This window comes from Lentzea cavernae (assembly GCF_014653695.1).
Classification (GTDB): domain Bacteria; phylum Actinomycetota; class Actinomycetes; order Mycobacteriales; family Pseudonocardiaceae; genus Lentzea; species Lentzea cavernae.
The window spans coordinates 60,795-73,277 of the sequence record NZ_BNAR01000016.1 but is presented as its reverse complement, the minus strand read 5'-3'; the positions used below and the strand labels follow the sequence as shown (position 1 = coordinate 73,277).

The 12,483-nt window shown below is 72.8% G+C and carries 2 protein-coding genes; one reads left to right on the top strand and one right to left on the bottom strand.

What is annotated here, in order from left to right; genetic code table 11:
• Positions 1-239: 239 nt before the first annotated feature.
• Positions 240-1,493, top strand: coding sequence for an FAD-dependent oxidoreductase (locus tag IE307_RS36910; protein WP_191304094.1), 1,254 nt, complete (start codon positions 240-242; stop codon positions 1,491-1,493).
• Here IE307_RS36910 and IE307_RS36905 read toward each other — a convergent pair.
• Positions 1,445-12,325 carry a WXG100-like domain-containing protein gene (locus IE307_RS36905; RefSeq protein WP_191304093.1) on the bottom strand — a complete coding sequence of 3,627 codons (10,881 nt, stop codon included), beginning with the start codon at positions 12,323-12,325 and terminating at the stop codon, positions 1,445-1,447. The genes IE307_RS36910 and IE307_RS36905 overlap by 49 nt on opposite strands.
• Between the last annotated feature and the right edge of the window lie 158 nt (positions 12,326-12,483).

The window sequence follows — 12,483 nt, the reverse complement described above, 5'->3', positions numbered from 1 at the left end:
AAGCGGGTTCGGACAACACGTGTGCCCTCGCGCACCCAGGTGCCTTCGCTGAACCTCGTCCACGGCACGGACCCGGTTTCCGGACGGCAGGGCAGAGATCGTGTCGCGGCCGTGCACTCCGTCCGGCCTGTGGGCGCTTCCCCCCGAACCCGGGCCGACACTGAGGAGCGGCGCTCTGGAGGCGTTGCCCGCGTGCCGGTTCGGCCCTGACGCGGCTGAACCACCACTGAGGAGAGACAATGGAACGAACCGGATGCGTGATCGCCGGGGGCGGTCCGGCGGGGCTCTTCCTGGGCCTGCTGCTCGCCCGGGCCGGAGTCCAGGTGACGGTGCTGGAGAAGCACGCCGACTTCCTGCGCGACTTCCGCGGCGACACAGTGCACCCGTCCACCCTGACCCTGCTCGACGAGCTCGGGCTGTGGAGCGAGGTGGAAACGCTGCCGTGGCACCCGATGCGCCGCATGCGGATGGTGTTCGACTCCGGCGAGGCGACCGTCGCCGACTTCTCCCGGCTGCGCGCACCGCACCCGTTCGTCGCGATGGTCCCGCAGTGGCACCTGCTGAACACGATCGCCGAGGCCGCCGCACGCGAGCCGGCGTTCCGCCTGATCCGCAACGCCGAGGTCCTGTCACCGCTGATGCGGGACGGCCGGGTCGCGGGCGTCCGCTGGACCGACAGAACGGCAGGACTCCAGGACGACCGCAAGTTGTGGGCGGACCTCGTCGTCGGCTGCGACGGCCGGGACTCCGTGCTGCGCGCCGGTCTGCCCCTGCGGGAGTTCGACGTCCCCGTCGACTCCTGGTGGCTCCGGCTGCCGCACCTGCCGCACGACCAGGACGCCGGCGGCACGATTCGCCGCAGTGGCAAGCGTTTGCTCGTGATGCTCGACCGGGGCGACTACTACCAGATGAACTACCTGATCCCGCGTGGCGCCGACAGCGCGTTGCGCCAGAGCCCGATCAGCACGCTGCACGAACAGCTCGTCGAACTCCACCCGTGGCTGGCGGACCGCGTCGCCGGCATCGCGTCGTGGGACGACGTGAAGCTGTTGCACGTCAAGCTGAACCGGCTGCGCCGCTGGAGCAGGCCCGGCCTGGTGTGCATCGGCGACGCCGCGCACGCGATGTCCCCGATCGGCGGCATCGGCATCAACCTGGCGGTGCAGGACGCCGTCGCCGCCGCCCGCTACCTCGCGGGCCCGCTCCTCGCCGGACGACCACGCGCGATCGACCGTGCCGCCCGCCGGGTGCAACGGCGCCGCCAGTGGCCGACCGCCCTCACCCAGGGCCTGCAACGGTTCATGCACCAGCAGGACGAGGCGGTCGAGCACTCGGAGCTGCCGCCGCCGATGCGCCTGCTGGGCCGCTACCCGTGGTTGCAACGCGGTCCCGCCCGTCTGCTGGGGATCGGCGTCCGCCCCGAACGCGCTCCCGCCTGGGCCCGTCAGTCCACGACCTCCTGCTTGACCGACCCCTCGAACATCACCAGGTAGTCGTCGCCGTAGTCCACGGTGACGATGCCGTGCCGGTTCGCGACCGGGTCGAAGGCGTTGTCCAGCAACACCATCGCGGCGACGGGCAGCTTCCGCATCCGGCCCGTGGCGTCCGGCAGCGTGACCGTGAACCGGACGAACTGGGCGTTGATCGCCTCGGTGTCGTACTGCGGCGAGCGGGCACCCGCGAGGAGCCCGGTGTTGGCGAAGGCCGTGAAGTTCGCCGCCCCCTCCGCGGTCATCGTGTAGACGCCGGCGCCGCCCACCTGCATGGCGTAGCTCGGGAACCGCACGTGCTCCGCACCCCACCTGTCCTCCTCGGCCCTGCTGCGCAGCACCGCGCCCAGGTACAGCCCGAGAACGCGCCCGTTGGTCACCGATGGACGATCGGCGGACACCGAGTCCGAAGTGGACAAACTGAGTCCCCACTTGCCGACGAGTGCCTGTTCGTGCGGCCGGACGTGTTCGAGCGCCAGGATCATCGGTCGCGCGGGAGGCCGCCAGCCGGGCTGCGGACCGTCCACCAACCGCCGCACTTCGCGCACCACGTCGGCTTCGAGCAACGGCCACAACCGTTCCATCTCCCTCGGCCCGACGGTGGGCAACCGGCGATCAGCGGGGTCGGCGGCGATGGCCTTCAGCAGGGCCTTGCCGCCGGTCATGTGCGCGGTGATCCGATCGGATCCCGCCCGGACCGCCGGGTGCAGCGATCCGTCCGCGGCCGCGAACGGCCCGTACACCCGCCGCACCGGACTTCCGGGATCACGCCACGGGAACGCGTGGTCCATCGCCGGGTCGGGCACCAGGTCGTGCCGGATCGCCCGCACGATCCGGACTTCGTCATCACCCGGACCGCTCTCCCAGCGCATCTCGTGCCGCCCCTGGTCCAGCCGCGCCTCGACCGTGGCACGGCGCTTGGCCGCCGAGCCGTCGTCAGGCAGGTACCGCTTGGCAGGACGCGGTCCCACGGACTCCGTCGCGGGCCTCGACGCCATCGGCTTCGGTTCGGCGGTCTTCCTGAACCAGCGCACGACGGTGCTTTCCGCGACGAGCCCGCCGGAGAGCTCGGCCACGGAGCGTGCCGTGTGGCGCCGGCCGTCGCCGTTGACCTCCTCGGACATCCCGGCCGCCCACCGCTCGACCCAGGCCATCGCCTCGGGTGCGAGCGTCGGCGCGCGGTTGCCCGTGGCACGGCGGCGTTCGAAGCTGATGCCGGGCGGCAGTGCGAGGCCCGCCAGGTGCTCGGCCAGGTTCCGCGGCCCGTCCGGCCCCGGTCGCCAGGCGACCACGTGCGCGGGCGGTTCGGCCACGACCGGCCTGCCCCACCACGACGTCACGGTGCGCGCGGCCACCAGGTCACCGGAGAGCCGCGCCACCGCTTCCGCGTCGAGGACCTCGCCGTGCAGCCGGACGCCCTGCAGCCGCTGCGCCCACGCCCTGACCCACTGCTCGGCGGCGAGGGACAGCCGGCTCGTTCCGGTCTCGAACGAGACGCGAGCCGGCAGCGGCCGCTGCCGCAGGTACTCGCGCAACGTGCCGGATCCGCCTTCCAGCGGGCGCCAGTGCAGGACGTCGTCCGGCGGCACCGCGGCGTCGGCGACTTCAGGACCGACCCGCGGCCACCACCGGGCGACCTGCTCGGCGTTCGCCAGGCCACCCGACATCCGCGCCACCTCCGCGGCGGTGAGCGGCAGGCCGGTGTCGTCGCTGAGCAGGTCCCACATGCTCTTCGCCCAGTCCCGCACCCAGTGCGCGTGAACCGGCCCGCCCAGGCGTTCCAGCAGGGTGCGCGGTCCCGACGAACCGGTCGGGCGCCACGACACCACGTCCTGGGGCAGGGCGGGCAGCGCGGACGACCTGATGTCCGCCACCCAGCCGTCGATGGTGTCCTTGCCGACCAGCCCGCCGACGAGTGCGGTCACCTCCGCGAGCGCGGCGTCGAAGCCGGTGGACGCGAGACGCTCGCGGACCCGTGCGAGGAGCCACTCCCTGACCCACGAGTTGATCGTCGTGGGAAGACCGCCGTTCCCCTTCCGCACCAGGGTGACCCCCGGCGGCAGCGGGTGGTTGTCGAGGAACTGGCCCAGCGTCCGCGGTCCCGTGCCGTCCGCGGCCGGCGTCCAGTCGAGCACGGCGCGCGGGGCCGCGGTCTGCTGCCCCGCGCGGAGCCAGCGCGACACGGTGTTCTGCACGACCAGGCCACCCGAGAGCTCGGCGATCTTCCCGGTCGTGACGAGCCGCCCGTCGACCACGCGGTCGCCGAAGCCGCGCACCCAGGCCTCGACCCAGGACCTCGTGGCGGCGTTCAGCTTGCCGGTGCCGTCTCGCTCCAGCGAGATGCCCGGTGGCAGGTCGAGCCGTTCGACCACCTCGCGGAGGGTCTGCGGCCCGTCCGCCGAGGGCCGCCACGTGACGACCTCCCGCGGGGGGAGGAGCTGGCTCACCGGTCGTCGCGCCGCCTCCCGTTCCCGCACCTGCTCCGCCGTCACGAGACCGCCTGACGCGGCGGCGACGCGCTCGGGATCGATCGCCGGACCGCCGCCGTTCCCCGGATCCCGCAGGCGATCCACCCAGGCGTGGACCCAGGTCTCGACCACGTGGTTCAGCCGCCCGCCGGAACCACGTCCGAGGTCGACGCCCCGCGGGAGGTCGAGCTGGTCGAGGAACCCGCGCAACGTCTGCGACCCGTCTGCCCGCGGACGCCACGTGAGAACCTCCTCGGGGGTCTCGAGGAGGTTCCCCTTCGACGCCGTGGTCCAGATGTGGCTCACGGACTTCGCGTTCACGAGGCCACCGGACAACGCGGCGGCCGCCGCGGCGCTGTACGGCTTGCCGTTGACGTCGTGGCGCAACCCTTCGAGCCACGCCCGCACCCAGGCCCGCGTCTCGGCGTTCACCCGTCCCTGCCGGTCGCGCTCGGCCGAGACACCCGCCGGACGGTCGAGCTGCGCGATGTGCTCGATCAACGTGCGCGGTCCCGTTCCGTCCGGGGCCGGGCGCCAGGCCGCGACGTGAGCGGGCACCGACTGCGCCAACCGGGCCGCGGTGCGCACGGACGTCTGGTCCCTGGCCGCTCCCAGCAGCGACTGCGGCGGAGCAGCGCCCAGCACCCCGGCGAGACGCTCGGCGAGCACCACTGCCTCGGCATGACCACCATCGCGGAAAGCCCGCGCCACCACCACTTCCACGTCGTCGACCAGGCGGCGTTCTTCCGGCCGGTCCGACCGCGTGGCCGGGAGACCGAGGTCGACGGGAATCGCGTAGCGGCTCGACACGATCGGCACGGCCTCCGCCATCAGGCGCCGGTAGGCGGCCTCGCCGAGCTTGCCCAGGCTCGCCCGAGCCGCACCCGCCTGGTCCGCCAGCCACGCCCGCGCCGCGTCCGGGGTCGCCGGCGGATCCTCGGTGACCTCCTGCTTGACCGGCTGCTCGAACAACGTCAGGTAGTCGTCGCCGTAGTCCACCGTGATGATCCCGTGAGGGTTCGCCACGGGGTCGAACGCGTTGTCCAGCAGCACCATGGCGACGACGGGCAGCTTCCGCGGCTTGCCGGTGCCGTCCGGGACGGTCACGACGAACTGCACGAACTGCGCGTTGATCGCCTCGTGGTCGTACTGCGGCGACGCGCTGTCCGCGAGGAGCCCGGTGTTGGCGAAGGCGGTGAAGTTCGCCGCCCCCTCCGCCGTCATCGTGAAGCTGCCCGCCTGCATGGCGTAGCCCGGGAACTGGGGGTGCTCCGCGCCCCACCGCTCCCTGTCCTCCTGGCCGCGCAGCACCGCTCCCAGGTAGAGCCCGAGGACGCGCCCGTTCGTCACGGACGGCCGGTCAGCGGGCGGGGCGTCCGGTGTGGACAGTCCGAGACCCCACCTGCCGACGAGCACCTGCTCGTGCGGCCGGACGAGGTCGGGCGTGAGGGTGACCGGCCTGGCGGGCGCGGTCCAGCCGGGCTGTGACCCCAGCACCAGCCGCCGCACCTCTCGCGCGACGTCGGCTTCCAGCAAGGGCCACAGCCGTTCCATCTCCTTCTGCCCGGCATCGGCGAGCCGGCCGTCGCCGGGTGCGGCGGCGATCGCCTTGAGCAACGCCTTGCCGCCGCTCATGCGCGCGGTGATCCGATCCGCGCCCTCCCGGACGGCGGGATGCAGTGATCCGTCCTCGGCCGCGAACGGCGCGTACACCCGCTCCACCGGGTTTTCGGGGTCACGCCAGGGAAACGCGTGGTCCATCGCCGCGTCGGGCACCAGGTCGTGCCGGATCGCCCGCACGATCCGCACGTCGTCGTCACCCGGACCGCTCTCCCAGCGCATCTCGTGCCGCCCCTGGTCCAGCCGGACCTCCGCCATGCCCGTGGTGATCGTGGCACGGCGCTTGCGCGTCGGGGGGTCGTCGGGGAGGTGCCGCTTGTCCGTCGTCTCCGCCTCCTGCCTCCACCACCGGTAAGCGACTGTGCGCGAGATGAGACCGCCGGACAGCTCGACCACGGCCATGGGCTCGAGGGCGCGCCCGTTCTCGTCGGTCTCCAGGAACATCCCGGCGGCCCACCGCCTGAGCCACTCCGTCGCGCCGCCGGGCATGCGCTGCGAGCCACCGCCGGAACCGGACGTGCGCTCGAAGCTGATGCCCAGCGGGAGCTCGACGCCTGCCAGGTGGTCGGCCAGGGTCCGGGAACCGGTGCCGTCCGGTGCCGGCCGCCACCGCACCACGTGCGCGGGAGGTTCGATCACGTCCTGCTTCGGCCACCACCACCTCACCGTGGAAGCCACCACCAGGTCGCCGGACAGCGTGGCCACCGCGTCGGCGGTGAGGTGCTCACCGTGCACACCGGTGCTCTGGACGTTCTGCACCCACGCTTTCAGCCACCGCAGGGCGTTGTTGGACAACCGCGTCGCTCCGCCGACGTCGAAGGACATGTTCTCCGGCAGGTCGCGCTGACGCAGGTACTCGCGCAGCGTCCGGGGCCCGCTCTCCTCCGGGCGCCAGGTCACCACGTCGTCCGGCACCACCGGCCCGGCGGAGGAACGCGGCCACCACCGCCTGACCTCGGCCGCACTCGCGATCCCCGACATCCCCGCCACCTCGGCGGGCGTGAGCGGCTCTGCGCTGTCACCGATCCGGCCCCGCATCCCCCTCGCCCACTCCCGCACCCAGTGCGGGTAGACGGGCAGGCCCAGCTGGTCGAGGCGCTCCCGCAGCGTCCGCGGTCCCGACTGGTCGGCGGGCAGCCACGACGCGAGGTCCTGCGGCAACGACGGCAGCGCGGCGGACCTGGGATCGCGCACCCAGTCGCCGAGGGTGTCCCGTGAGACCAGCCCGCCGACGAGTGCGGTCACCTCCGCCAGGGCTCCTTCGAAGCCGGTGGCCTCCGCGCGCTCCCGGAGCCGGCTGAGGGTCCACTCCTTGATCCACGAGGTGATGCCCGTCCCGAGGGTGCCGCCCGGCCTGCGCGCCAACGTGATCCCCGGCGGCAACGGGTACTCCGCGAGGAACTCGGGCAACGTGCGCGGCCAGGTGCCGTCCGGTGCGGGCGCCCAGGTCAGGAACGCCCGCGGTGGTGCCGGCGGTTGTTCGTGCCGCAGCCACTGCGACACCGTGACCGGGTTGACGAGGCCACCGGACAGCTCGGCGACGTCCGACCTCGACATCGTCCGGCCGTCGACCAGGTGGTCCCCGATCCCCTGCACCCAGGCCCGGATCCACGAGGTCGTGGCCTGGTTCAGCGCCCCTCTGCGGTTGCGCTCCAGCGAGATGCCCGGCGGCAGGTCACGCTGTTCCAGCACCTCGCGCAGCGTCCTGGGCCCGTCCGCCGCCGGACGCCACTCCACGACCTCCCGCGGTGGCAGCGCGCCGTACCGGTCGCGCACCTGGTCCACCGACAGCAGGCCGCCCGAGGCAGCGGCGACGGTCTCGGGTTCGACCGCCGGACCGGCGCCTCCCGTATTCGTCCACCGGTCCGCCCAGGCCCAGACCCAGGCCTGGACCGCCCGGTGCAACTCGCCCGCGCCGGTGCGCGTCAGCGTGCTGCCCGGCGGCAGGTCGCGCTGTTCCAGCACCTCGCGCAGGGTGCCGGGCCCGCTCGTGGACGGCCGCCACGCGACGACCTCCTCCGGTGGCGCGCTCAGGCTCGCGTTCGCCGTCCTCCGCCACCTGGACGCCACCACGTGCGCGTTGGTGAGACCACCGGACAACCGGGCCGCGGTGGCCGGGGTGTGCGGGCTGCCGTTCACGTCGACGGCGAGACGCATGCCGTCGACCCACGCCGTGACCCAGATGCTCGTCTCCGGACTCACCGCTCCTCGTTCACCGACCTCGGTCGAGATGACGCCGGGACGATCGACCTGGTCCAGGTACGCCCTCAGCGTGCGCGGGCCGTTCCCGCCGGGGTCCGGACGCCAGGTGGCGACGTCGTCGGGCACCGGCGGCGCCAGGAGGGACGCGGTGGAGGGCGTCGTGCGCCCCCTGGCACCGCCCACCGGGGTGCTCGGGGGCGCGGCGCCCAGCACCGCGGCCAGGCGTTCGGCCAGAGCCACCGCCGCCACCCGGCCGCGGTGCCGGAAGGACTGCGCCACCACGGCTTCCACGGCGTCGACGAAGCGGCGTTGCTCCGGCCGGTCCGACCGCGTCACCGGAAGCCCGAGTGCGAGAGGAGGCTGGTACCACCTCGTCACGATCGGCACGGCCTCCGCCATCAGACGCTCTTCGGCGGCCCTGTCGAGCTTGCCGAGCTTCGCCTCCGCGACCCGCGCCTGCTCCTCGAGCCAGGCGCGCGCCGCCACCGGATCCGCCGGGACGTCGCGTGCCACCGGGGCGTCAGGGCCTGCGGGAACCGGCTGCGGCACCTGGCTTTCACGGGTTGTCCCGGTCGCGCGGGCAGGTGGGCCTCCGGTGAGGAACGCGGCGGTGTCCGCCGTCGCGCCACCGGTCGCCGGAGACCCGCCGAACAGGGCGGGCCCGGCCGCCGCGTCCTCCTTGGCAGCCCAGGCCGTCAACGCGTCCGGGGTCAGGACCACCGGTCGGGCGTACATCGGATCGTTGAGCGCGAACACCCGCTTTCCGCCGACTGTCCCCGCGCCGAGGTGCACGGCGTGGTCGGGTGTGCTCAGGACGGTGCCGCCCCGGCCCGCGACCCGGTCCCAGAAGCGGTCCACGTCCTGCGGCGTCGTGAGCTCGTCCGCCAGCGGAACGGCCGGGGAACGCTCGCTGGAGACCTCGTCGGCGCCGAACAGGCCGCCGCCGGGTTCGATCGCGAGCTCGCTCTGCAGCAGTCCCAGGTAGTTCTGGTGGTCCACGCCGGTGCGGCGCCGGGTGGGCCGGTCGAGGAACACCGAGGACATCACGGCGACGCTCGCCGTCCAGTCGCCGCGGATGACCTTGCGCGTGAGCACGGGAACGACGGGCAGATCGAGCTGGGCAGCGGCGAGCTTCTGCATCGTCCGCGACCACCGCACGGTCAGTTGCCGCCACTCCTGCCGCACGGCGCGGGTCTGTTCCCCCTGGGAGAGCCGCAGTGCCCGGTCCTCGACGGCCGTGAACTCCGTCCGCGCGTCCGCGATCCGCTTGCGCGCCATCGTCTCCTGGCTCCGCCCGAACGGCCGGTCCGCCTTCTGCCTGGCCTCGGGACTCGCCCTCGTGATCTGACGTTCGGTCGTGTCCGCCACAGACCGGCCCACGTGCAGGAGTGACGCGAGGGTGGGCACCTTCGCGCGCACCGCGCTGTTCACCGCGGCGGGAACGCAGGTCGTGATGAAGTACTGCTCCTCGAACCCGGTGGCGGCGAACAACGACTCGACCAATGCCTCCGGCCTCGCCGTCAGCGCGGTGAACAACGGACCCGCGGCCACCGCCTCCCGTGCCGGCGGACTGAGGTTCGTCAGCGCGAGGGTCGCGAGCCGGACCGGGAGCGGCGCGTTCTCCGGTGCGGCCAGGCCGTGCAGCGGGGAGGACCGTCGTGCGAACGGATCTCGTCCGTGCGCCAGTTCCGCGGTCAGGTCGTCGAGCAGCTGGTCGATCCTGTTCGCGGGCACCAGGTGCAGGGACGTCTCCCTGACCGGGGTGAGGCTGGAGGCGAGCAGCGCGTCGTTGACGAACGTGCGGACTCCGGCCTTGAGCGCCGGATCGGTCACCGCGGCGAGAGCGCGGTCGACGCCGGTGAGCCGGTCACGGGTGCCGGCGGACGGCGCGTGGTGCACGAAGTCGTCGGCCAGCGCGTCGAACTCGGCCATCCTCGACCGCAGCTCCTGCGGTGGCAGGACCAGTTCCGGCAAACCGTGAGCGACGCGGTCGTAGGCCAGGGCGGCCTCGTGCCGCGGGTCGCGTGCGGCGGGCTCGTCGAACGAGACCCGCAGCGTCGCCATGCGGTCGTGACCCCTGCCGAGTTCGACGTGGGCCGCGATCTCCTCGACCGTCTTCTCGTTGCCCTGCAACCGGTGCAGCTCCCCTGCCACGGCTTCCTGGAACGTGGCCAGCACCTGTTCGGCCCTGCCCCTGGCCACGGCGTCGGCGAAGCCTGCCCGGCCGGCGCTGAACCCGCTGACGGTCACCTGCGGGAGCGGGAGTCCCAGGTCCGCCCTCGCGACGGCCGCCCTGGCCACGTCGCGTGCGGTCGACCGCACGCCCACGAGCGCGTCCGCCGGCGCGGTGCGCTGTCCCTGGTCGAACCCGACGGTCACCGGTGAGAAGCCGGACAGGCCACCCGCGGCCACGACGAAGAGCGGGGCGATCGTCCTGCCCTGGGCGTGCTGGTCGAAGAACGTCTCACCGGAATCCTTGGTGTACATGCGGAAGTGCCACTGCTCCGGGCCCGGCACGAGGCCGAGGTGTGTCGCCATCGCCTGCCCGGCACGCGCCCGTGCGATCGGGTCCGCACCGTCGAACCCGGTCTTCCGGACACCCTCCAGCGCCGCGGCCAGGGCGGGATCACCACTGCCCCGTCGCAGTTCGGCTTCGACGGCCGCGCGCACGATCTCGTGCGTCTCGCCACTGCGGGAGTAGTTCTCCAGCGTTATCTGGGACCTGCCGTCGGCGCTCTCCGCGATCACGGTGGCGAAGTGGTGACCGGTCGCCTGGTCCGCCGCGAGGACCGGCCGGCCTTCCGGAATTGGGACCGCGACGTACATCTGGCCCGGCTTCGCCCAGGCGTGCTGGTTGACGCCCGCGTTCTGCGACACCTCGTCCAGCAGCGCCCGGTTCGCGACCAGTTCGCCGTAACTCCGTCCCGGGAGCGAGCCGGGGGTGCCGGGCTGGTCGCGGCGCGCGAACTCGGCGGCCCTGCCGGGCGTCAGCGCGGCGGGCTCGCCGTGGGTGGCGGTCTCCACCAGACCTTCGGCGAGGTGGCGGGCACCGGTCACCTCGCTGCCGTCGACGCTCATGGGCACGAACGCGGTCTGGTCGCCGCTGCCGAGGACCAGGGTGTCAGGACGGCCGTTCTGCACCACACCGGCAACGTGGGAAGAAGAGTCGGTGGTGAGCTCTCCGGTCCTCGGCACCACGCGGTGCAGCACCTGCCGCGTGCCGTCGCCGAGCACGATCCGGGTGTCGTCCACGGCCAGGCTGACGCGGCTTCCCAGTCGCCGCAACGTCTTCTGCGCGGCGGCCAGCACCTCGGGAGCGGCGAAGAACTCGCGCGCCTCGGTCACCGGTCCGGTCCCGGCGACCGGCTTCCAGCCGTTGATCGCCAGCGTCCCGTCCCGCGCGACGCGGATCTCGGGACGTGCCGGGACGTCTGAGGGCCGCGCCGTGGCGAAGACCGCGCCCCCTGCGGACTCGACCTGGTAGGCGGACGTCAGAGCTGCCGCGGGTTCGGCGCCGACGAAACCGGCTGCCGCCAGCACTTCCTGTTCCAGCGGGAGATCTCCGTCCCGCAGGAGGTCCAGTTCGAGGGCGGGAACGGCGAACGTGCCGGTCTCCGGTCCGTCCGCACCGGTCCTGCCGGCGGCGTGGCCGCGGGACGCGGCGCCGATGATGCCGTCCCAGACGTTGCCGCGCATCCCCGTCGCCACGTTGATCAACGGATTGCTCACACCCGCCGCGGCCACCTGCGCCGAGGCGTAACCGAAGTGCCCCAACGCCCGCACCGAACCGGACACCCGGCCGCGCACCTCCGCGGACAGCCCGGACACCACACCACGCGACAACCCGTGCGCCACACCACCCACAGCACCACCGACGACACCGCCGATCACAGAGCCCTTCAACGACTCCCAGTCGAAACTCTCCCGCCCGCCCGCCGCGATCTGCCCGAGCTGGATCCCACCGTCCAGGCCACCCATGAACGCACCACCGAACGCACCGAACTTCGCCGCGTCCACACCCAGCTTCACCGCCGCCGCACCCACCTCGCGCACCGACAACGACGCGATCTTCGCCGCCAGCTCCCGCAACACCAACCGCAAGCCGACCTGCGCAGCCGCCTCCACCGCCGGGATCATGAACGAGAAGATCAACGAGTACAGCAACGAGATCACCGTCGCCAACGCCAGCGCCGCCATCGCGATCAACATGATCTTGGCCTTCTGCACGTCAGCCGCCGCGGTCCCCGCCGCACGCGACAACTCCCGCATGCCCGCGACCAGTTCGGTGACACCATCAGCGAGATCGGTACGCAGATACCCGACGACCTGATCACCCAGCGCGCCGTGCAACGCCTCGGTCAGCACGACCGCATCGGCCCCCACCAGGTCCGCGAAGTCCTCCACCGCCGAGGCCGCGTCCCACCAGGCGTGACGCAGGTCCCTCAGCCCGCCTTCGCCCGCCTCCGGCCATTCCAAGCCCAGAACCACCTGGAAGAACTTCTGCAGGGCCGCAGGCAGATGGGTCGTGTCCTCCGCACCGCTCACCCCTGCATGGGACCACTTCTGGGCGACTCAGCCCGCATCGAGTGTCCACTTCGGATGAGAAGGTGCAGCAGCTCTAACCGAACGACACTCGTTCGCGCCCGAATCGCACCCGTTTCCCGACGAGCAGCCGGCGCGACGTGGAGGCGGGCTCAGGAGAG

Bases quoted from the DNA above. Each gene is read 5' to 3' on its own strand.
- IE307_RS36910 (WP_191304094.1), top strand. From the start codon at position 240: ATGGAACGAACCGGATGCGTGATCGCCGGGGGCGGTCCGGCGGGGCTC.